Origin of the sequence: Pseudomonas khavaziana (genome assembly GCF_019145205.1) — a bacterium.
GTDB lineage: Bacteria > Pseudomonadota > Gammaproteobacteria > Pseudomonadales > Pseudomonadaceae > Aquipseudomonas > Aquipseudomonas khavaziana.
In genome coordinates, this window is the sequence record NZ_JAHSTT010000019.1 from 41,447 (window position 1) to 61,370 (window position 19,924).

The window sequence follows — 19,924 nt, forward strand, 5'->3', positions numbered from 1 at the left end:
ATTCGTGAACACGTTCAGAATGTGGCAGGGGGCTTGCCCCCGATGAGGCCGCCCCAGCCAATCTATAAGCTACCTGACACTCCCCCGCAAACCGCCCACCGCCGCCTGCAACTGCACCGGCGTTGCCGCCTCCACGGCAATCGGCTCACCCGCCACCAACACCACCCGCGACCAGATCCGATGAAACAAACCCTTGTGCGGATCGCGACTGAAAAAACTCCCCCACAACCCCTGCAACGCCATCGGGATCACCGGCACCGGCGTCTCCTCCAGGATGCGCGTCACCCCACCGCGAAACTCATTCATCTCGCCATCGGCTGTCAGCTTGCCTTCCGGGAAGATGCACACCAACTCGCCGTCCTGCAGGTACTGGGCAATCCGCGAAAACGCCTTTTCATAGATCTGGATATCTTCATGCCGCCCGGCAATCGGAATCGCTCCGGCGGTGCGGAAGATAAAATTGAGCACCGGTAAGCGGTAAATCTTGTAGTACATGACAAAGCGAATCGGCCGACGCACCGCGCCACCAATCAACAGCGCATCGACAAACGACACGTGGTTGCACACCAGCAACGCCGCGCCTTCATCCGGAATAGCCTCCAGGTTGCGATGCTCCACGCGGTACATGGAGTGGCTGAGCAGCCAGATCATGAAGCGCATGGTGAATTCGGGGACGATCCTGAAGATGTAAGTGTTGACCGCGATGTTGAGCAGCGACACCACCAGGAACAACTCGGGGATCGACAGCTTGGCCACGCTCAGCAACAGGATCGAGACGACGGCCGAGACCACCATGAACAATGCGTTGAGAATGTTGTTGGCCGCGATGACCCGTGCCCGTTCGTTCTCGGCGGTGCGCGATTGGATCAGCGCATACAGCGGCACAATATAGAAGCCGCCGAACACACCTAGGCCAAGAATATCGAACAGCACCCACCAGGCCTGGCCGTAGCTGAGCACCGCGAGCCAGTCATTGGCCTGGACATTCTGCGGGAAGCCCCCGGAGTGCCACCACAGCAACAGGCCGAATACCGTCAGGCCGAAGGAGCCGAACGGCACCAAGCCGATTTCCACCTTACGCCCGGAGAGCTTTTCGCAGAGCATCGAACCCAGGGCGATGCCCACCGAAAACACAGTAAGGATCAGGGTGACCACGGTCTCATCGCCGTACAACCATTCCTTGGCGTAGGCCGGGATTTGCGTCAGGTAAATCGCCCCGACAAACCAGAACCACGAGTTGCCGACAATAGAGCGCGACACCGCTGGCGTCTGACCCAGGCCCATGCGCAAGGTCGCCCAGGACTGGGTGAAGATGTTCCAGTCCAGGCGCAGTTGCGGCGTCGAAGCCGCCGCACGCGGAATGCTGCGGCTGGCCAGGTAGCCCAGTACCGCCACGCCGACTATCGCAACCGCCACTACCGGGGCGTAATGGGTGGAAGACATCATGATCCCGGCGCCAATGGTGCCGGCCAGGATCGCCAGGAACGTGCCCATCTCTACCAAGCCGTTGCCGCCAACCAGCTCATCATCGTGCAGGGCCTGGGGCATGATCGAATACTTCACCGGCCCGAACAGCGCCGAATGGGTGCCCATGGCAAACAGTGCCAACAGCATCAGTTCCAGATGATTGGTCAAAAAGCCCGTCGCGCCGACCGCCATGATCACGATCTCACCGATCTTGATCGCCCGGATCAAGGCGTCCTTGTTGAATTTCTCGCCAAATTGCCCGGCCAACGCCGAGAACAGGAAGAACGGCAGGATGAACAACAAGGCACACAGGTTGACCCAGATGGAGCGGTCGCCCTCGATGCTGAGCTTGTAGAGAATGGCCAGGATCAGCGATTGCTTGAAGATGTTGTCGTTGAACGCGCCCAGCAGCTGGGTGATGAAAAACGGCAAGAAACGCCGTGTGCGCAGCAAGGTGAATTGCGAGGGGTGGCTCATCGTCCGTGTTCCTGCGTGGCCTGTTATTGATCAGGCCACGACTTTACCTAATCCCGCTTACTTATTCCCTAACCCTGCAATGCATGGCGAAACAAAAAGCTCGCCTTTATAGGCGCCCTGCACCGTGCGCTTGGCCACGATCATCCACATCAGCGCCAGCGCCGCCACCAACACACTGCCGAATACGCTGAAGAACCCCAGATGCAACATATTCGCCAGCTTCAATGTAGCCAGTGCATACACCCCCAGCGGGAAGGTAAAGCCCCACCAGCCCAGGTTGAACGGGATGCCCGCACGCAGGTAACGCAGGGTGATCAGCACCGCGATCAACATCCACCACAGACCGAAGCCCCACAAGGTGACACCTGCGATCAGGCCCAGGCCATGGGCCATTTCACCGACACTCGCCAAACCATTGGCGGCGAAGATCGCCGGCGCATCGCTGCCGAGCAGCAACATGCCCAGGGCGCCTGTACCGATAGGGCCCAGGGCCAGCCAGCTCGACGCCGCCATATTGGCGTGGGGCAACTTATGCAAGGCCATGCGCAACATCAGGATGGTCAGGATGCTGAAGGCCACGGGCAGCGAGAACGCCCACAGCACGTAGCTGGTCACCAGCATCACCAGTTGCCCATGGGCATCGACCAGGTGCGGCGCCAGTAAGCCACCGCTGGCCGCCGCTACTTCGGCAGCCACCACGGGCAACAACCAGACCGCGGTCATCTGATCAATGCTGTGCTCCTGGCGAGTGAACATCATGAACGGGATCAGCACGCCACAAGCCAGGGACATGGCGACGTCCAACCACCACAGGGCCTCAGCCAGCGGGATCACATCACCGCCCCAGCGCGGCAGGCCGAACAGCAGCAAACCGTTAAGAATGGTCGCCAGGCCCATAGGGATGGTGCCGAAGAACATCGAGACGGTGGAGTGCCCGAAAATCCGCCGTGCCTCGTGAAAAAACATCACCCAACGGGCGGCATACAACACGCTGAACAGGATGAACAGCCCGATGGTGAACACCCAAAGCCCCTCTGCCACAGCGTGCAAGCCTGGCAGGCTGACCGGCAGTTGGGCCAATGCCAGCGCCAGCACCCCGGTGCCCATGGTGGCGGCGAACCAGTTCGGAGTGAACTGGCGAATCACTTCCCGGGGACGGGCCAGATGACTTAAAGGTTTGTAGCTGTTAATAGTCGAGCAGGTCATGGCGTTAATCCTCTTCCTCGCATGAGGTTGAAGCCATGATAGAACCTGTTCGAATATCTATATAACGGGTAATATCTCTAACTATTATCTATTTTGCAGATATATACTTTATGCGGCGGCTCTGCCTCGTGAAGCATCCTGCAACAGCAGCCCGGCGAGTGCGCCGAGGGCCAGCAGGATAAGCATCACACCATAGCCATCCGTGGTAGCGACAAGGCCAAACACTCGACTCAGATTACCCGCCAACAACGCCGGCACGCAGAACGCCAGGTAGCTCAATACATAGAACGCTGACATCAGGCCGGCCCGCTCATGAGGCAACGCCAAGCCAACAATACTGCGCACACTGCCCATGAAGCCGCCGCCGAAACCAAAGCCGGCAGTCACACTGGCGACAAAGAACAGCCACAGGCTGGCGGTGTGCACTGCAACCAGCAGCAGCCCTATACCCACCGCCAGCAGCACCGCCGATAGACGCATGACCTTATCGGCCGCACGGTTGCGCAGGCTGTAGATCATCACCGCGCCACTCAGGGTCACTACCGCCACCAGGCCACCGCCGATCAAATGCGAGCTCGACCCCGTCGCAGCCCGCACCAGCGACGGCGCCAGGGAGGACACGAACCCACCCAGCGCCCACACCGCCACATTCAGCGGCATCGCCAACCACAAGGCCCGGCGCGCTTGGGGCGGTACGTGCAGGGTTGGCGCCAGGGACTTCAAGGCCCCCGGTATCCGGCTGACGGTTTCAGGCAGACGCCACAGGTACAGGGCCTGCAGCACCATCAAGCCCAGCAGGGTCAAATAGACCAATTGGGTCGGCCGCGGCGCGTACTCCACCAGCAAGCCGCTGCCCAGGCCACCACAGGCCATGCCGAGCATCGGCGCGAGGCTGTTGAGCATCGGGCCGCGCACGCGGTCGGTATCGAGCAATGTCGCGCTCAACACCGCTGTGGCAGTCCCGGTCGCGAAGCCCTGCAATGCACGCGCAGCAAGCAGGCAGGCGGTGCTGTCAGCGTAGATAAACAGCAGCATCGCCATGATATTCAGCAGCAGCGCGGCGAAGATCACCGGCTTGCGCCCCAGGTAATCCGAGAGCGACCCAACCGTCAGCAACGCCGCCAACAGGCTCACGGCATACACGCCGAAGATGGCCGTGAGCATCGCGGCCGAAAAATGCAGGTTTTCCTGATACACCTGATACAACGGCGTCGGCGCGCTGGACGCGGCGAGGAAGGTCAACACGGTGATCACCAGGAACGCCAGGCTGGACCGGTGAGAAATGTTACTGGACATGGGCACGCTCCGCTAAAGCTAATATTTTGCTTTTGCAAAGTGTGCTACCCGTCGGCGCTTAAAGCAAATTCTTTGTGTTAAGGTTTTAAGCATGGCGATTAAAGAAGGCCTCCGCCCGGGGGGCCGTAGTGCCCGGGTACAAGAATCCGTTCATTCGGCAGTGCGCGAATTGCTCGAAGCCCATGAGCGATCCAGTGTCACTGTGCCGATGATTGCGGCACGCGCAGGCGTCACGCCCTCGACCATCTACCGGCGCTGGGGTGATCTTTCTGTGCTGCTCGCTGATGTGGCCCTGGCGCGCCTGCGCCCGGACAGCGAACCGGCCAACACCGGCAGCCTGCGCGGCGACCTGCAGGCCTGGGCTGAGCAATACCTGGATGAAATGAGTACGGACGTAGGGCGCAATATGATGCGCGACGTGCAAAGCAGCGTGACGCCGGGGTATTGCGTGAGCATTCTGGGCGGGCAATTGCAGGCGATCGTCGATCGTTATCCGCAAGAGACGGCGCCGAGTGTGGACCGCTTGATCAACCTGCTCGCGGCGCCGACGGTGTTCCGTATTCTGTTTTCAGCTCAGCCTCTGGCGGTTGAAGAACTGCATGCCCTGATAGAGCTGGCCCTGAAAAACTAAAAACCTACACAAACCAAATGTGGGAGGGGGCTCGCTCCCGATAGCTGTGGATCAGTCAGTACAAGGTGTCTGACAGACCGCTATCGGGAGCAAGCCCCCTCCCACATTTTTTACCGCGTTGAATCGCTATTTATGTACGCATTCCACGCCCGCTCACCAGCAACCGCGCACAGCCGATATACAAAACGATTGTGGCCACGATCATGAAGGTGATCGCCACGCTGATCTTGATGTCCGACACGCCCAGAATGCCGTAGCGGAAGGCGTTGACCATATGCAGCACGGGGTTGGCCAGGGACACAGTCTGCCAGAACGGCGGCAGCAAGGTGATGGAGTAGAACACCCCGCCCAGGTAGGTCAGCGGCGTCAGCACGAAGGTCGGAATGATCGAAATATCATCGAAGTTGCGCGCGAAAACGGCGTTGATAAACCCCAGCAACGAGAAGATCGTCGCCGTGAGCACCACCACCAGAATGGTGACCCCAAGGTGATGCACCTGCAGGTGAGTGAAGAACAGCGACAGCAGCGTCACGATCACCCCAACCATCAAACCTCGCAGCACACCGCCGAGCGTATAACCGATCAGGATGGTGTGCGGCGACACCGGCGAAACCATCAGTTCCTCAATGGAGCGCTGGAATTTGCTGCCGAAGAAACTGGAGACCACGTTGCCGTAGGAGTTGGTGATCACCGACATCATGATCAGGCCCGGCACGATGTACTCCATGTAGGTGAAGCCACCCATGTCACCGATCTGCCGGCCGATCAGGTTACCGAAGATCACGAAGTACAGGACCATGGTGATTGCCGGCGGCAGCAGGGTCTGCGGCCATATCCGGGTAAAACGCTTCACTTCGCGATAGACAATGGTTTGCAGCGCGATGAGGTTGGGTTGCAGTTCCGAACTCATACCGCCACCTTCGCCAGATTTTTCTCCACCAGGGACACGAACAACTCCTCAAGGCGATTGGTTTTATTACGCAGGCTCAACACTTCGATGTTCTGGGTCGCCAACTGGGTGAACAGCGCGGTGATGCCCATGGCCTTGTCCACCTGCACTTCCAGGGTGTGGCTGTCGACCAGGCGGCTTGGGTAACCCACCAGTTGCGGTGCCACCGTCAGGTTGTTCTTCAGGTCGAGCAGGAAGGTTTCCACATGCAACTGGCCCAGCAGGTTGCGCATGCTGGTGTTCTCGACAATGGTGCCGTGGTCGATGATGCCGATGTTGCGGCACAGCTGCTCAGCCTCCTCCAGATAATGGGTGGTGAGGATGATGGTGATGCCCTTCTCGTTCAGCTCGGTGAGGAAGGCCCACATCGAACGGCGCAGCTCAATGTCCACGCCCGCGGTAGGTTCGTCGAGGATCAACAGGCGCGGTTCGTGCACCAGGGCGCGCGCAATCATCAGGCGGCGCTTCATACCGCCGGACAGCGAACGCGAAGGTACATCGCGCTTGTCCCACAGGCCCAGTTGGGTCAGGTACTGCTCGGCGCGCTCCTTGGCGATTTTCGCCGGAATGCCGTAGTAGCCAGCCTGGGTCACGACGATGTCGAAGGTCTTTTCGAACTGGTTGAAGTTGAATTCCTGGGGCACCACGCCGATGGAACGCTTGAGCGCCGCCGGGGATTTATCCAGGTCATGCCCGAAGATATTCACCGTGCCGCTGGTCTTGTTGACCAAGGTCGAGAGGATGCCGATGGTGGTGGATTTGCCGGCACCGTTGGGGCCGAGCAAGGCGAAGAAATCACCTTCGGCAACATCCAGATCGATACCACTCAGGGCCTGGAAACCGTTGCCGTAGGTTTTGGTTAGCTGCCGGATGGACAGAGCGGAACTCATATCGGGATACGCACCAAAGAAGGGAATAGAAACAATAGATGAGGGCACACCACCGGTAGTTCAACCGGCGGTGCAGTGCGAGCATGGTGCGTGCCCATGCCGCACAAGTACAGTCACCCGTATTAATAGTGTGTATTAAGTCAACGCGGTCATCACCGCTGTGCGATAGGCCGGTCGCTGTTGCAGGCGTTGGTACCAGGCCTCTAGATGGGGCATTGCAGGGCGATCGATAGGCATCTCGAACCAGGCGTAGATAAAGCTGCCCAGAGGGATATCCCCCATGCCGATCTCATTGCCCGACAGGTAAGGTTGCTCGGCGAGGGCCTGGTCGACAGTCTTGAGCACCTCGATGCAGGCTTGGCGCCCGGCATGGATGGTGTCCCAGTTCTGTTTTTCCGCCGGGGTGCGCAGCACGCCCCAGAACACGGTTTTGAACGGTTCGGCGAACGTAGAGGTGGTCCAGTCCATCCACTTTTCGGCGTTGGCGCGGGCCTTCAGATCGCTTGGGTACCAGCTGGAAGCCTGCTTGGCGCACAAATAACGCACGATGGTGTTGGACTCCCACAACACAAAGTCACCATCTTCTATCATCGGCACCCGGCCATTGGGGTTCAGGGCCCGGTACTGCGGGGTGTCGACCACACCGAAAGCCCCGCCCGCATCAATTGCCTCATAGTCCAGGCCGAGTTCCTCGGCGCACCACAGTGCTTTCCTGACGTTTGACGAATTTTTACGACCCCAGATTTTCAGCATGACCGCGCCTTCTTATTGATGAACTTGGCTGGATGAAGGCAGCAGCATACGCCTGTTCAGGCGCGGCTTAAATCGCTCTGCAGGTCGCCCAGCAGGGTCGGAGCATCGTCGGCGAACAGGTGCGGGTAACACTTTTGGATATGGGCGAAGAAAAATGCTTCAGGCACGTCAGGAAATTGCCCGTGGTCCACCACGTACTCCATAGAGCGCTGGCCCTGGCGATTGAACGCGTGGAAGACGCTGTCGTGGCGGCCATCGAAAGCCAGCGGCGGCACATCGAACAGGTCGCACAGTTGCTGGTTGAACGCCGGAGTCGCCTTGACCCAGCGACCGTTCAGGTAAAGCTCGGTATAACCGTGCATGGCGAACACGTCGCTCTTGAGCAGGGCAAGCAGGCGTGGGCTGGACAGGTGGTTGCGCACATCCGCCAAGCCGATTCGTGCCGGGATACCGCAGTGGCGGGCGCAGGCAGCGAGCAAGGTGGCCTTGGGCACGCAGTAGCTTTGGCCGGCAGCCAGGGCGAAGCTGGCGTTCAAGGTGCCGGGGTCACGGCTGAAGGTGTAGGGGTTGTAGCGAATCGCCTCACGCACGGCGTAGTAGAGACTGACTGCCTGGTCACTTAAATCCGCACGGGTTCCGCGATGTTTTTCGGCGAACTCCACCACTGCAGGGTGGTCACTATCGATGAAGCGGCTGGGACTCAAGTATGCGTTCATAAGCTTGATCTCCAAAGGAAGCCCCGAGTCTAACGACAGGCTTGCCACAAGAGATAACGACGATTCTGCCAAATGTCGGCGCCTGTGGATGGGTAGTCGAGTACAACTTGTAACACCCTGATCACCCGGCTTGATCGGATGCCGACTAAGCTCCCTGGTGGTTTCGCCCCTGGTTTCACGGAGGATTGCATATGCTGTTGTTGTGGATACTGGTGCTGGTGGTCGGCATTGCCTACCTGGCACACCGCCGTACTGCCCCCCTGCCCGCCCTGGGCGTGGTCGCCGTCTACCTGCTGGCGATGGGCGCCTGGAGCCACGCACCGGGTTGGCTGCTGCTGATCTTCTGGGTGCTCATCGCCGTGGTCGCCGTGCCGTTGCTGTTGCCCGACCTGCGCCGCCAATACTTCACCAAGCCGCTGTTCAGCTGGTTCCAGAAAGTCTTGCCGCCGATGTCCGAGACCGAACGCGATGCCATCGATGCCGGCACCGTCTGGTGGGACGGCGAACTGTTCAGCGGGCGTCCTGACTGGGACAAATTGCTGGCCTACCCCAAGGCGCAATTGACCGAAGAAGAACAGGCGTTTATCGACGGCCCTACCGAAGAACTCTGCGCCATGGTCAGCGACTGGGAAATCGGCCAGGCCATGGACCTGCCGCCAGCGGCCTGGGAACACATCAAGAACCACGGCTTCTTCGCCCTGATCATTCCCAAGGAATATGGCGGCAAAGGCTTCTCTGCCTATGCCCACTCCCAGGTCGCCATGAAACTCGCGACCCGCAGCGGTGACCTCGCCTCGACCGTGATGGTGCCCAACTCCCTCGGCCCGGCCGAACTGCTGCTGCACTACGGCACCGAGGAACAACGCAACCACTACCTGCCACGCCTGGCCCGTGGCGACGACATTCCATGCTTCGCCCTCACCGGTCCGCTGGCCGGCTCCGACGCGGGCGCCATGCCCGACACCGGGGTGATCTGCAAAGGTGAATGGGAAGGCAAGGAAACCCTCGGCCTGCGCCTGAACTGGGAAAAACGCTACATCACCCTCGGCCCGGTCGCGACCCTGCTCGGCCTGGCCTTCAAGGCCCATGACCCGGACCATCTGCTGGGTGAGGAAGAAGACCTGGGCATCAGCCTGGCGTTGATTCCAACCGACACTCCCGGCGTTGAAATCGGCCGTCGTCACCTGCCTCTGGGCGCCGCGTTCATGAACGGCCCCAACTCCGGCAAGGACGTGTTCATCCCCCTGGAATACCTGATCGGTGGCCAGGAAATGCTCGGCAAGGGCTGGATGATGCTGATGAACTGCCTGTCGGTGGGCCGCTCCATCTCCTTGCCTGCGGTAGGTACCGGCGCGGCCAAATTCACCAGCCTGGTGACCGGGCAATACGCCCAGGTGCGCGAGCAGTTCAACGTACCGCTGTCGGCCTTCGAAGGTATCCAGGAAGCCCTGGCGCGTATCGGCGGCAATGCCTGGCTGATGGACAGCGCCCGCATGCTCACCGCCAATGCCGTGGATTTGGGCGAGAAACCCTCGGTGTTGTCGGCGATCCTCAAGTACCACCTGACCGAGCGCGGCCGTGAGTGCATCAGCCACGCCATGGACGTGCACGGCGGCAAGGGAATCATCATGGGCCCGAACAATTACCTGGGACGTAGCTGGCAAGGGGCGCCGATCTTCATCACGGTGGAAGGTGCGAATATCCTTTCGCGCAACCTGATGATCTTCGGTCAGGGCGCGATTCGCTGCCATCCGTTCGTCCTCAAGGAGATGGCCCTGGCCGGGCGCGAAGACCATGACCAGGCGTTGAAGGAGTTCGATGGCCTGCTGATGCAACACATCGGCTTTGCCGTGAGCAATGCCGCCAGCACCCTGGTGCTGAACCTGGGTTTCGGGCATTTCGAGAAGGCCCCCGGCAACCGTTTGAGCCAGGGCTACTTCCGCGCCCTGAACCGCCAGGCGGCGGCGTTTGCGCTGCTGGCAGACCTGAGCATGATGTTGCTGGGCGGCGAACTGAAACGCCGCGAACGCTTGTCGGCGCGCCTGGGTGACGTGCTCAGCCATATGTACCTGGCGTCGGCCGCGCTCAAGCGCTATCACGACCTGGACTCGCCGGATCACCTGGAGCCGCTGTTCGCCTGGGCCATGGAAGAAAGCCTGGGTGAATCGGAACGCGCACTGGATGAACTGCTGAGCAACTTCCCGAACAAAGTCTTGGGCTGCCTGCTGCGGGTGATCGTGTTCCCGTTCGGGCGTCGTCACACCGGGCCGTCCGACGCGCTGGATGCCGAAGTGGCCGCGGTGATCGGCCGCGCCAAGGGCGACCCAACCCTGGAAGAACTACTGGCCGGCTGTTATCGCCCGCAATCAGCAGAAGATCCAGTGGGCGCGCTGCAGCATGCCTACGACCTGCTCGGTGCCAGCCATCCGTTGCAGAAAAAACTGCATGCCGCGCTTAAAAGCGGGCAAGTCAAACCGACGGCTGGTGAGTCTGCCATCGACGCAGCCCTGCACGCCGGCGTGCTGCAACCGGCCGAAGCGCAAACCCTGCGTGACGCCGAAGCGGCGCGACGCACAGTGATCGACGTGGATGATTTCAGCAAGGAAGAGCTGATGCAGGCCGAAGGTAAAGTCCGCTGATACCAGCGGTCATATAAATACGGGCGCGAGAGGCATATACTCTCGCGCCCGTTTTTGCTTTAGAGGACTTATCTCGTGTCCAACGTCGTTGCCGATCATCTCGTCTTGCTCGACCACTTGCGCAGCATCCTGGTTACCGTCGGCGAAGCCGAACAGGTACCCGAGGAAAGCCACTCGCTGTTCCTGGAGCGTTTTGACGAACTGCGCGCCCTGCTGCCGATCGATCCGATCGAAAGCCAGTACCTTGGCCAGGACCTGATGAGTCAGGTCATCCTGCGCTACCCGCAGATCGCCCATTTGGTCCCCCGCGATCTGCTGTGGTTCTTTGGCGGTGACTGCCTGCACTTCATGCCCGACGAGGAACTGGACCTGTACCAGGCCCTGGAAGAGCGTCGCTATGAAGCTGAACAGAACGACGAACCGTTCGACTGGAACCAGGAAAAGCAACTGCTGGCCATGCCACAAGACCAGAGCAAGCACTGACTTTTCAAACACTGAGATTCATATGTGGGAGGGGGCTCGCCCTAATGCCAGTCAGTTAAGGCTTTTTTGTAGGAGCGAGCTTGCTCGCGAAAAACTTACAGGCGCCGCGCTCATTCAGCAAAGACGCGTTATCGTTGACGTTTTTCGCGAGCAAGCTCGCTCCTACAGAAGGCGATGACCGCTTAACTGACTGGCATTAGGGCTTGCCCCCTCCCACATTTAGCTTTGGCTCCTTGGCCATGCACTCCACCAGATAATCAATAAACACCCGCAACTTCGGCGGCAAGTACCGCGTCGGCGAATGCAGCAACCACGCCTCGCCATGGTAAGACGCAATAAAGTCCCACGCCGGCAACACTTGCACCAATTGGCCCGCGTCCAACACATGCCGCGCCGTGAAATACGGCAAGCTGCCAATCCCCACATGCTGCAGCACTGCATCCAGCCGCACGCCGGTATGGTTCGCCGCATAACGCCCGCGTACGCCAACCGTCACCGCCTTGCCGGCCTGGCGGAATTTCCAGCGCGAGTCGCCCGGGGTTTCCCCGAGGTAGATGCAACTGTGTTGGAGCAAATCGTGGGGATGGCATGGGGTGCCATGCTCGGCCAGGTACTGCGGCGTTGCGCACAGCAGGTGTTCGATGGGCAATAACTGGCGCCCGACCAAGCCAGGCGGCGGGCTGTCAGTGATGCGAATGCTCAGGTCGACGTTATCGTCGATCAGGTCCACGTGCCGATCCTCGAGAATCAATTGCACATCCACTTTGGGATAGCGCCGCAGAAATTCCGGCATATGCGGATGTACCACAAAGCGCCCCACCGCCTTTGGCACGCTGACCCGCACCAGGCCCTCGGCTTCATGGTTGAACTGGCCACTGATTTCCATCACCGAGCGGGCCGCGTTGACCATCTCCTGGCAACGCTTGAACACCTCTTCGCCACCCTCGCTCAGGCGCAGCTTGCGCGTGGTGCGTTGCAGCAAGCGCGTGGCCAGGGCCTGCTCCAGGCGTGAAATGCTGCGGCTCACGGCCGACGGCGAAACGCTCAGTTGCCGCGCCGCCTCAGAGAAGCTGCCGGTTTCCACGACTTTGACGAAAATCGCCATTTCACCCAACAGCGGCAAGGGAAGATTGATGCTCATGACGCACAGGTCCATTGATAATTGAGCGGATTATCACTCATTCACGCACTATTTATACTGCCTTCAGAACCCTGATGCGGATGTAGATAATGACCGAGCGCCTGTTTTTTACCCACGACCACCTCACAGCCGAGCTGGAAGTGCTCAGTTGCACTGCGCACGAAGAGCAATTTGCCGTGATCTTGCGGTCGACGATCTTCCATCCCCAAGGCGGCGGCCAGCCGTTCGACACTGGCTGGCTCGGCAATAGCCAGGTACTGCGCGTCATGCAGGAAGCCGAGCATGTGGTGCACTACGTTGATCAGCCGTTACAACCCGGCCCGATCACTGCGCGGGTCAATGCACAGCGCCGCGCGCTGCACACCCGCCTGCATTCGGCGGGGCATTTGATTGGCAATGCCGGCGAACGCCTGGGCTGGATGCCGATCAAGGCCCACCATTGGCCGGGGGAAGGCAAGATCACGTTTATCCGTGGCGAAGCTGCACAGGACATGGATGCCCAAAGGCTTCAACTGCAGGTCAACCAATGGATCGCCGCCGACTATCCACGGCATATGAGGCTGGAAGAAGGCATCCGGGAAGTCGGCTTCGGCGAGTTGCCGTCATATGCTTGCGGTGGCACCCATGTGCAAATGTTGAACGAGCTGGGCCAGGTGACAATTTTGGCATTGTCGGAGAAAAAAGGCGCCCTGTCGGTGCGCTACAGCCTCGATGAAACCACGCCCTGCTGATACCCGAATACTGTAGGAGCAAGCTTGCTCGCGAAGAACGTGAACGATTACGCGGGGTACCTGATTCCCAACGGTGCCCTCAGGTTTCTCGCGAGCAAGCTCGCTCCTACAAAGCCACGCTCGGCTGGCCTGAATCATTGACAAACGACTTCAACGTCGACACCGTCGCCGCTGGGTCACGCGGATCACTGATCGCACGAAAATTCGTCAGCATCCGCTGGGCCGTCAACTCCACCGACACGTACCCGCGCTGGCGGCTGTCGAAAAACTTCACATGGGGGTTGAGCGGCATGATCTTCATAAAGGCGTCATAGGGCGGCCCGTCTGACGTCACCGACGAGCCGACAAACTCGGTGGCGACCACCGCCGAGTCCGGATTGTCGGCTTTTGCATGCAGGTCCGTGGCCCAGAACGAATGTATGTCACCGCCCCAGAACACCGGATTGCTCAGCCGATGGCGGGTGATGGACGCCAGCATCCGCGAACGGTTGGTCATGTAGCCATCCCAGCCATCGGTCCAGCGCCCTGGCTTGTGGTTGGTGAGATCACGCTGGATCAGCGGCGCTACCAGCAGGTCCTGGGCGATCACGTTCCACTGCGCCTTCGACTGGGCAAACCCCTGGTCCAGCCAAGCTTCTTGCTGCCAGCCAAGCAACGTGCGGGCAGGGTCACGCAAGTCACGGCATGGGCTGGTCTGAATGTGCCCTTGGCGACTGCCATTGGCCTGGATACAGGGTTGCCCGGAACGGTATTGACGGCCGTCGAGCACATGGAAACGGGCGAGCCGGCCATAGTCCAGGCGCCGGTAGATGCGCATGTCCGCGCCTTTCGGCACGCTGCTGGCGCGCAGGGGCATGTGTTCGTAATACGCCTGGTAAGCCGCCGCCCGTTGCTGCAGAAACTGCGCCACGCCAACCTTCGGGTCCTGGGACCAACGGTTGGCATAGTCGTTCTGCACTTCGTGGTCGTCCCAGGTCGCCACGCTGGGCGCGGCAGCGTGCAGGGCCTGCAGGTCCGGGTCGGTCTTGTACAGCGCGTAGCGGTTGCGGTAGTCACTCAGGGTCTGCGCATTGCCGCTGCCGTGGGAGCGAAAAACCTTGCCGGAATCCGCCGCGTAGGAACTGTCGTAGATATAGTCGCCGAGGAAAAACACCAGGTCGGGCTGCTCGGCAGCCAGGTGACGGTAGGCGCTGAAATAACCGCGCTCCCAGTGTGAGCAGGACACAAAACCCAGCCGGGCCGAGGCCATGGCATGCAGTGCGGGTGTGGTGCGCGCCTGGCCCACCTGGCTCTGCGCGCCCAGCCCTTCAAATTGGTACCAGTACGGCCTGCCCGCCTCCAACCCTGCCACTTCGATGTGCACCGAATGGCCAAAACGCTCGGTCGCCATGATCTCGCCTCGCTTCACGATCTGCGTCATCGCCGCATCAGTGGCGACGCGCCAACGTACCGGCACTGGACGACTCAACCCACCGCGCCCATCCACAGCGTTGAAAAAAGGTGCCAGGCGCGTCCAGATCACAAAACCATCCGGCAACGGATCGCCGGACGCCACGCCGAGGGTGAACGGATAATCCACCCCGGCACTGCGCGCAAACGGGCTGAGGATGGAAAACGCCGTAGCGACCGCCAGCCCGCTGAGTACTCGACGCCGGTCGTGGTCCACGACACCGCTCATAGCCGTTGCTCCCAATCGCCACGCACGATGGCAAACCCGAGCAGGTCCTCGTACACACCATTTTTCAGAAATGCCTGGCGCATGCAGCCTTCATAACGCAGGCCGATTTTCTCCATGACTCGCGCAGATTCCTTGTTGCGGCCAAAACACTGGCTGCCTACGCGCTGCAACCCCAGTTCAGCGAAGCCGAAGTCCATCACCGCGCTCGCGGCTTCGGCGGCATACCCCTGGTTACGGCAGTGCGCCGCCACCCAGCCACCCAAGTGCCCGTAGTGATGACGAGCGCTCAGACGCAGGCTGACCATGCCAATCAATTCGCCAGAGTCACGCAGATGCATCCCCAGGTTCAGACACTCACTGGCGCGGTATTTTTCGCCGACTCCGGCAATAAACGCCTGCGCTGTTTCCAGGGTATAGGGCGATGGAATATTGGCCGTGTTGTCGGCAATTTTCGGCCCATTGGCCAGCGCGAAAAGCACCTCGGCCTGGTGCGCTTCCAAGGCGCGCAATTGTAGGCGCGGGGTGGACAAATGAGGCAACGCAGTGGGCATACGGGGCGGCTCCCGAGATAAATTCCTCGAGAATGTACCCGCCGCGTGTCAGTTTCATTACGTCGCAAAAGTGACCGGTAAGTTTTCTGAAAGATGCGTCCTAGAGCCTTTAAACCGTCAATTAAAGTTAACCGTTCGGTCATTTTTGACTGTTAGCGTCTTGCCCCTAATTCACTGACGGGGTAACGGAATGAGAACCTGGGACGAACCCAAGAAACGCAAGGCGCACATCGAGCTGATCCCGATGATCGACGTGATGATGTTCCTGCTGGTGTTTTTCGTACTAGTGAGCTTGAACGTGATTCCCGCGCTCGGCATGAAGACGCAATTGCCCAGCGCCAGCAGTTCACAGCAGCTCAAACCGCAAAACAAATTCATCCTCACCCTGGGCCTGGGAGGCCAGTTGCAACTCGACGGCAAGGACCTGACAGTGGATGCCTTGGTGCCGGCGTTGAAGGCCGCCGAAAAGCCCGATAGCAAGTCGACGATCATCGTCAACAGTGACAAAGGCGTGGAAGTCTCGCGCCTGGTGGAAGTGATGGACACCCTGCGCCTGGGTGGCTTCACTTCCGTGTCCATCGCTACGCGTAAGTCCTGATCATGTACGTGCTGTTTCGTGCGCGTCAGCTGCTGGGGAGTGTCCCGGCCGTGATCGCCCTGGTGCTGATTGCACTGGGTATCCAATCCCAGACCTTGAAGGTCGAGCCGGTGTATGACGAGTCGGCGGTCGAGTTGGCATTGGTCGAACCGGAGCCGGAAGTCGTCCCGGAACCGGTGGTGGAGCAAGAGCCGCCACCGCCGGTGATCGAAGATGAAGAGGCCGAGCAGGCGCCACCGCCACCGCCCCCCAAGCCGCTGCCCAAACCCGAACCCAAGCCCAAGCCAAAACCGCTGCCCAAGCCGGTGGTTGCCAAGGCCGCGCCAACGCCTGCGCCGGTGGCCGCACCCGTGGCGGCCCCGACAGCACCTGTGGCGCCACCGGCCCCGCCTGCGCCGCCGAAAGTCGATGGCCAGGCCCTGGAAGGCGGTTACCTCAAAGGCTTGCGCAACGAACTGGACACCTACAAGCAGTACCCCACCGGGCGCCAGGCGTCCCTCGAACGCCCGAGTGGCGAGGTGGTGGTGTGGTTGCTGGTAGATCGCCAGGGTCGCGTTCTCGACTCCGGCGTACAAAGCCCGGCCTCAAGCATGCTGCTCAACCGGGCCGCCACCAACAGCTTGCGTCGTATCAAGCAAGTCAAGCCGTTCCCCGAGCAAGCCTTCGGGGGGCGCAACGAGCAACGCTTCACCGCCACCTTCAACTACAGCGTGCAATAAGCACCCGACCCAGGACGACAGTGATGAAGTTCACCCGTATTCATCTGGCACTCGTTGCCGCGACCAGCATGACCCAGGGAATGGTCATGGCAGAGACCAGCGACAGTGACGTCGGCACCATTGGCGTACAAGGCAAGGCGACCGCAGGGGGCGGTTATATGGTCCCTGAGGAGAGCATCAAGGGCCGCTCCACGGTAACCAAGGAAGCCCTGGACAAGCAGGCCGCGACGGGCAACGCCATCGACAAGCTCAAGTACACCCCGGGCTTGAACATCTCCAGCGAAGACAACACCGGTCTCTCGGGTTTTCGCTTCAGCATGCGCGGGATGAACTCCGACCAGGTGGGTATGTCGGTGGACGGCATGCCGATCAACGACTCCGGCAACTATGCGCTGTACTCCAACCTGCTGGGCGACCCGGAGAATATCGACCAGATCTTCGTCACCCAGGGTGCAGCGGAAGCCGACGGCCCGCACATCGGTTCCAGCGGCGGCAACATCGGCATCGTGACCATTCGCCCGACCAAGGAAACCGGCGCCTTCGTCAAGCAAGTCGTCGGTAGCAACGCTACGCGCAAGACCTTCGCCCGCCTCAATACCGGCGAGATCAACGGCCTGAGCAATTGGCTGTCGGTGTCCCATACCGAAGGGCAGATGTGGCGTGGCTCGGGCGCGGTGCGTGCAGACAAGGTGGAGTGGAACAGCTTCTTCGACGCCGGCAACGGCAACACCGCCAACCTGATCCTCAAGTACCACGAGCAGGACAATAACAGTTACAGCCAGCTGACCAAGGCGCAATTCCAGCAGAACGGCCGCAAGTACGATCCCTACCCGGCGACGCCGAGCGTAGGCAGCAACGGCAAGTACAACAGCTACTACGCCCTGGCGCAGAACCCGTTCCAGACCTTTACCGCCGTGCTCAACACCCAGTTCAAACTGGCCGACAACCTGGCCCTGTCGGTGATCCCGTATTACTACTGGGGCAACGGCAGCGGCGTCGGCGCGTCCGCCTATGCGCTCAACCGCGGCTCGAACCAGGGCGGTGTGTTCGACCTCGGCAACCTGCCCACCGCCGCGCAATACAACGCCGATGGCACGCCGAACAGCGGCGTGTACTACCGCCCTTCGCGCACCCAGACCTGGCGTCCGGGCATCACCACCAAGCTGACCTGGGACCTGGGCGACCACAGCCTGCAGTTCGGCTACTGGTACGAGCGCGCACGCCAGAGCCAGACCCAGCCGTTCATTCCACTCAAGAGCAATGGCAAGCCGGTCGATACCTGGCCCGACTCCAACAGTGCCATCGTCGATGCCAATGGCAACCAGATCCAGGGGCGCGACCGCTTCACTGTCACCCCGGCGCAAAAAGTCTGGGCCCAGGACACCTGGTACATCAACCCGGACTGGACCTTCATCGCCGGCCTTGCGTACATGAACGTCGAGCGTGACGGCACCAACCACGGCAGCCTCACCGAGCAGCCGGAAAAACGTAACCAGACCTATAACAAACTGCTGCCCAACGTCGGCCTCAAATATCAGCTGGACGAGCGCGACCAACTGTTCTACAGCCTCTCGCGCAACATGCGCGTACCGCAGAACTACGCCCTCTACGACAAGGGCGCCGACTCCATCAACCTCGAGCCGGAAACCAGCTGGAACCACGAGTTGGGCTGGCGCTACAGCGGCGACGACATGAGCCTGGCCGCCACCCTGTTCTACATGGACTTCAAGAACCGCCAGGTGTCGTCCAAAGACATCAACGGCGATGCTGCCGACATCAACGTCGGTGCGGTCACCAACAAAGGGTTGGAGCTGGAATGGAGCGGCCAGTTGCCTCACCACTTCAACTACTACACCTCCTACACCTACACCAAGGCCGAGCAGCAAGACGACATGACCGTCTACAACGCCGGCAAAGCCATCGTCTTGCCCACCAGCGGCAAGCAGTTCGCCAACGTGCCCAAGAACATGTTGGCGGCCAACATCGGTTATGACGACGGGCGCTTCTACGGCACCTTCGGCGGCAAGTACACCAGCAAGCTCTACGGCGACCTGACCAACGACGAAGCGATTTCCGGACGTACCGTATTCAACCTCGGCGCCGGTATCTACCTGCCGGTGGACAAGAAGGTGGTCAAGGACGCGACCCTGCGCCTGAACGTCGACAACCTGTTCGACAAGAAATACCTGGACGGCGTGTACACCACCAAGACCAACGCGGCCAGCTACAGCGGCTTCCGCGATGGCGACCCGGCGTACATCGTCGGCCTGGACCGCACCGTAACGGTTTCGCTGGAAGCGAATTTCTAAGACTGACCCAAGAGGAACACCATCATGGATATGAACCTGCTCCACGACGTCACCTTCTATGTGATGTATGCGGCGATGGCCATCGCGATCTTCATCGCCATCGAACGCGGTATCTACTTCGCCTATGTGCGTCGCCAGGCCCGCGCCCTCACCGACGCCCTGGGCCCCCAGGTGCACAGCGAACGCGAGTTGCCGGACAGCCTGACCCGCCGCCACAGCCTGCCGCTGAACATGGTGTTGCCGGTGCTGGCGCAGAAGGCGTCCAATGGCTCGCGCAAAGACCTCGACGACGAAATCGAAACCCAATACCTGAAGACCCGCGCCCCCTTGGCCCGCAGCCTGTGGATCATCGAGACCATCACCACTGCTGCCCCTCTGCTCGGCTTGCTGGGTACCATTCTGGGCATCATCGACACCTTCAAGGCATTGGCGACGGCGGGTGTTTCCGACCCAGGGCAGATATCCGGTGGTATCGGTACGGCCTTGTTCGCCACCGGCCTGGGCATCGCCATCGCGCTGTTCTGCGTGGTGTTCCACAACTTCTTCCAGGATAGCCTGGAACGCATCAACGACCAGTTGAAGATCCTGCTGATCCGCGCAGCCAGCGGCGCCCGCGAGCAGGCCGAAGCACCACACCGCGCGCCGACCCCGCTTCACAGCCGCACTGCATGATCCGCCGGGCGGGCGCGT

General features: G+C 60.5%; 18 protein-coding genes. 8 read left to right on the plus strand and 10 right to left on the minus strand.

Annotation, left to right across the window (positions count from 1 at the left end):
• Positions 1-69: 69 nt before the first annotated feature.
• From KVH01_RS27750 to KVH01_RS27760, 3 genes are all read right to left on the minus strand, one after another.
• Entirely contained in the window at positions 70-1,944 is a 1,875-nt protein-coding gene (locus tag KVH01_RS27750) for an MFS transporter (RefSeq protein WP_217883634.1), read from the minus strand.
• 57 nt (positions 1,945-2,001) lie between these two features.
• Complete coding sequence (locus KVH01_RS27755; RefSeq protein ID WP_217883635.1) at positions 2,002-3,150, minus strand: TDT family transporter; 1,149 nt, start codon at positions 3,148-3,150, stop codon at positions 2,002-2,004.
• Between the two features lie 108 nt (positions 3,151-3,258).
• Positions 3,259-4,446 (minus strand): MFS transporter, encoded by a 1,188-nt coding sequence (locus KVH01_RS27760; RefSeq protein WP_217883636.1) that lies wholly within the window; start codon positions 4,444-4,446, stop codon positions 3,259-3,261.
• Positions 4,447-4,537: 91 nt separating this feature from the next.
• On the opposite strand from KVH01_RS27760, the gene KVH01_RS27765 reads away from it, so the two are divergent.
• Positions 4,538-5,077: a TetR/AcrR family transcriptional regulator gene (locus KVH01_RS27765; RefSeq protein WP_217883637.1), complete on the plus strand. Its 540-nt coding sequence runs from the start codon at positions 4,538-4,540 to the stop codon at positions 5,075-5,077.
• Positions 5,078-5,207: 130 nt separating this feature from the next.
• Here the strand turns inward: KVH01_RS27765 and KVH01_RS27770 are convergent, their stop codons facing one another.
• From KVH01_RS27770 to KVH01_RS27785, 4 genes are all read right to left on the minus strand, one after another.
• Positions 5,208-5,987 (minus strand): ABC transporter permease, encoded by a 780-nt coding sequence (locus KVH01_RS27770; protein WP_217883638.1) that lies wholly within the window; start codon positions 5,985-5,987, stop codon positions 5,208-5,210.
• Positions 5,984-6,916 carry an ABC transporter ATP-binding protein gene (locus KVH01_RS27775; RefSeq protein WP_057023557.1) on the minus strand — a complete coding sequence of 311 codons (933 nt, stop codon included), beginning with the start codon at positions 6,914-6,916 and terminating at the stop codon, positions 5,984-5,986. Before KVH01_RS27775 ends, KVH01_RS27770 begins: the two co-directional genes overlap by 4 nt.
• 135 nt (positions 6,917-7,051) lie before the next feature.
• Positions 7,052-7,669 carry a glutathione S-transferase family protein gene (locus KVH01_RS27780; protein ID WP_217883639.1) on the minus strand — a complete coding sequence of 206 codons (618 nt, stop codon included), beginning with the start codon at positions 7,667-7,669 and terminating at the stop codon, positions 7,052-7,054.
• Positions 7,670-7,725: 56 nt separating this feature from the next.
• Entirely contained in the window at positions 7,726-8,385 is a 660-nt protein-coding gene (locus tag KVH01_RS27785; RefSeq protein WP_217883640.1) for a transglutaminase-like domain-containing protein, read from the minus strand.
• A gap of 191 nt (positions 8,386-8,576) precedes the next feature.
• Here KVH01_RS27785 and KVH01_RS27790 point away from each other — a divergent pair, with 191 nt between their 5' ends.
• Positions 8,577-11,024 (plus strand): acyl-CoA dehydrogenase, encoded by a 2,448-nt coding sequence (locus KVH01_RS27790; protein WP_217883641.1) that lies wholly within the window; start codon positions 8,577-8,579, stop codon positions 11,022-11,024.
• A 75-nt stretch (positions 11,025-11,099) separates the two neighbouring features.
• A complete protein-coding gene (locus KVH01_RS27795; RefSeq protein ID WP_217883642.1) occupies positions 11,100-11,507 on the plus strand; it encodes a PA2817 family protein in 408 nt (135 codons plus the stop codon).
• Positions 11,508-11,703: 196 nt separating this feature from the next.
• On the opposite strand, the gene KVH01_RS27800 is transcribed toward KVH01_RS27795, so the two are convergent.
• Positions 11,704-12,648, minus strand: coding sequence for a LysR family transcriptional regulator (locus tag KVH01_RS27800; protein ID WP_217883643.1), 945 nt, complete (start codon positions 12,646-12,648; stop codon positions 11,704-11,706).
• An 89-nt stretch (positions 12,649-12,737) separates the two neighbouring features.
• On the opposite strand from KVH01_RS27800, the gene KVH01_RS27805 reads away from it, so the two are divergent.
• Entirely contained in the window at positions 12,738-13,379 is a 642-nt protein-coding gene (locus tag KVH01_RS27805; RefSeq protein ID WP_217883644.1) for an alanyl-tRNA editing protein, read from the plus strand.
• A gap of 106 nt (positions 13,380-13,485) precedes the next feature.
• Here the strand turns inward: KVH01_RS27805 and KVH01_RS27810 are convergent, their stop codons facing one another.
• Both KVH01_RS27810 and KVH01_RS27815 read right to left on the minus strand, forming a co-directional pair.
• The gene (locus tag KVH01_RS27810; protein WP_217883645.1) at positions 13,486-15,057 is read right to left on the minus strand and encodes an alkaline phosphatase D family protein; all 1,572 of its coding nucleotides are present in this window, start codon (positions 15,055-15,057) and stop codon (positions 13,486-13,488) included.
• Positions 15,054-15,608, minus strand: a complete 555-nt coding sequence (locus KVH01_RS27815; protein ID WP_217883646.1) for a GNAT family N-acetyltransferase — start codon at positions 15,606-15,608, stop codon at positions 15,054-15,056. The genes KVH01_RS27810 and KVH01_RS27815 overlap by 4 nt, the downstream gene beginning before the upstream one ends.
• 190 nt (positions 15,609-15,798) lie before the next feature.
• Here KVH01_RS27815 and KVH01_RS27820 point away from each other — a divergent pair, with 190 nt between their 5' ends.
• Genes KVH01_RS27820 through KVH01_RS27835 form a run of 4 tightly spaced genes read left to right on the plus strand, consistent with a single transcriptional unit; the run spans position 15,799 to position 19,906 of the window.
• Positions 15,799-16,206: an ExbD/TolR family protein gene (locus KVH01_RS27820; protein ID WP_043051349.1), complete on the plus strand. Its 408-nt coding sequence runs from the start codon at positions 15,799-15,801 to the stop codon at positions 16,204-16,206.
• 2 nt (positions 16,207-16,208) lie between these two features.
• On the plus strand, positions 16,209-16,925 hold the full coding sequence (locus KVH01_RS27825; RefSeq protein ID WP_217883647.1) for an energy transducer TonB family protein: 717 nt from the start codon (positions 16,209-16,211) through the stop codon (positions 16,923-16,925).
• Positions 16,926-16,948: 23 nt separating this feature from the next.
• Positions 16,949-19,234 carry a TonB-dependent receptor gene (locus KVH01_RS27830; RefSeq protein WP_043051351.1) on the plus strand — a complete coding sequence of 762 codons (2,286 nt, stop codon included), beginning with the start codon at positions 16,949-16,951 and terminating at the stop codon, positions 19,232-19,234.
• A 24-nt stretch (positions 19,235-19,258) separates the two neighbouring features.
• Positions 19,259-19,906, plus strand: coding sequence for a MotA/TolQ/ExbB proton channel family protein (locus KVH01_RS27835; protein ID WP_217883648.1), 648 nt, complete (start codon positions 19,259-19,261; stop codon positions 19,904-19,906).
• Positions 19,907-19,924 lie beyond the last annotated feature (18 nt).

Coding starts and splice junctions, on each gene's coding strand:
- KVH01_RS27750 (WP_217883634.1), bottom strand. CDS start 1,944: ATGAGCCACCCCTCGCAATTCACCTTGCTGCGCACACGGCGTTTCTTG.
- KVH01_RS27755 (WP_217883635.1), bottom strand. CDS start 3,150: ATGACCTGCTCGACTATTAACAGCTACAAACCTTTAAGTCATCTGGCC.
- KVH01_RS27760 (WP_217883636.1), bottom strand. CDS start 4,446: ATGTCCAGTAACATTTCTCACCGGTCCAGCCTGGCGTTCCTGGTGATC.
- KVH01_RS27765 (WP_217883637.1), top strand. CDS start 4,538: ATGGCGATTAAAGAAGGCCTCCGCCCGGGGGGCCGTAGTGCCCGGGTA.
- KVH01_RS27770 (WP_217883638.1), bottom strand. CDS start 5,987: ATGAGTTCGGAACTGCAACCCAACCTCATCGCGCTGCAAACCATTGTC.
- KVH01_RS27775 (WP_057023557.1), bottom strand. CDS start 6,916: ATGAGTTCCGCTCTGTCCATCCGGCAGCTAACCAAAACCTACGGCAAC.
- KVH01_RS27780 (WP_217883639.1), bottom strand. CDS start 7,669: ATGCTGAAAATCTGGGGTCGTAAAAATTCGTCAAACGTCAGGAAAGCA.
- KVH01_RS27785 (WP_217883640.1), bottom strand. CDS start 8,385: ATGAACGCATACTTGAGTCCCAGCCGCTTCATCGATAGTGACCACCCT.
- KVH01_RS27790 (WP_217883641.1), top strand. CDS start 8,577: ATGCTGTTGTTGTGGATACTGGTGCTGGTGGTCGGCATTGCCTACCTG.
- KVH01_RS27800 (WP_217883643.1), bottom strand. CDS start 12,648: ATGAGCATCAATCTTCCCTTGCCGCTGTTGGGTGAAATGGCGATTTTC.
- KVH01_RS27805 (WP_217883644.1), top strand. CDS start 12,738: ATGACCGAGCGCCTGTTTTTTACCCACGACCACCTCACAGCCGAGCTG.
- KVH01_RS27810 (WP_217883645.1), bottom strand. CDS start 15,057: ATGAGCGGTGTCGTGGACCACGACCGGCGTCGAGTACTCAGCGGGCTG.
- KVH01_RS27815 (WP_217883646.1), bottom strand. CDS start 15,608: ATGCCCACTGCGTTGCCTCATTTGTCCACCCCGCGCCTACAATTGCGC.
- KVH01_RS27820 (WP_043051349.1), top strand. CDS start 15,799: ATGAGAACCTGGGACGAACCCAAGAAACGCAAGGCGCACATCGAGCTG.
- KVH01_RS27825 (WP_217883647.1), top strand. CDS start 16,209: ATGTACGTGCTGTTTCGTGCGCGTCAGCTGCTGGGGAGTGTCCCGGCC.
- KVH01_RS27830 (WP_043051351.1), top strand. CDS start 16,949: ATGAAGTTCACCCGTATTCATCTGGCACTCGTTGCCGCGACCAGCATG.
- KVH01_RS27835 (WP_217883648.1), top strand. CDS start 19,259: ATGGATATGAACCTGCTCCACGACGTCACCTTCTATGTGATGTATGCG.